This is a genomic window from Paraclostridium sp. AKS73, from assembly GCF_025671395.1.
GTDB lineage: Bacteria > Bacillota > Clostridia > Peptostreptococcales > Peptostreptococcaceae > Paraclostridium > Paraclostridium benzoelyticum.
Genome location: NZ_JAIXHU010000091.1, coordinates 1 through 472 on the forward strand (window position 1 = coordinate 1; position 472 = coordinate 472).

The 472-nt window shown below is 52.3% G+C and carries 5 tRNA genes; all 5 read right to left on the reverse strand.

Features of this window, described 5'->3' with window-relative positions:
- Positions 1-13: 13 nt before the first annotated feature.
- Positions 14-90 (reverse strand) — tRNA-Arg (locus LEQ07_RS19775).
- A gap of 12 nt (positions 91-102) precedes the next feature.
- Positions 103-177 (reverse strand) — tRNA-Gly (locus tag LEQ07_RS19780).
- Positions 178-187: 10 nt separating this feature from the next.
- A tRNA-Leu gene (locus LEQ07_RS19785) sits at positions 188-271 on the reverse strand.
- A 14-nt stretch (positions 272-285) separates the two neighbouring features.
- Positions 286-370, reverse strand: a tRNA-Tyr gene (locus LEQ07_RS19790).
- A 4-nt stretch (positions 371-374) separates the two neighbouring features.
- Positions 375-449: transfer RNA gene (locus LEQ07_RS19795), tRNA-Thr, on the reverse strand.
- Positions 450-472 lie beyond the last annotated feature (23 nt).

Genomic DNA, 472 nt, shown 5'->3' on the forward strand with positions numbered 1-472 from the left:
TCCCCTATGAATGTGGTGAGCGCACAGGGATTCGAACCCCGGACACACGCCTTAGAAGGGCGTTGCTCTATCCAGCTGAGCTATGCACCCACATTTTTTATTTGGAGCGGGAAACGAGATTCGAACTCGCGACTTCAACCTTGGCAAGGTTGCGCTCTACCACTGAACTATTCCCGCATAGTACAATTGGTGCGGATGAAGGGAGTCGAACCCCCACGCCATAGGCGCCAGATCCTAAGTCTGGTGCGTCTGCCAATTCCGCCACATCCGCGCAAATTATTAAGTTGGTGGAGGATGGTGGATTCGAACCACCGAAGTCAGTGACAACAGATTTACAGTCTGCCCCCTTTGGCCGCTCGGGAAATCCTCCACGTTGGAGCTAGTGATAGGAATCGAACCTACAACCTGCTGATTACAAGTCAGCTGCTCTACCGTTGAGCCACACTAGCATATTGGCGGGAATAACAGGACT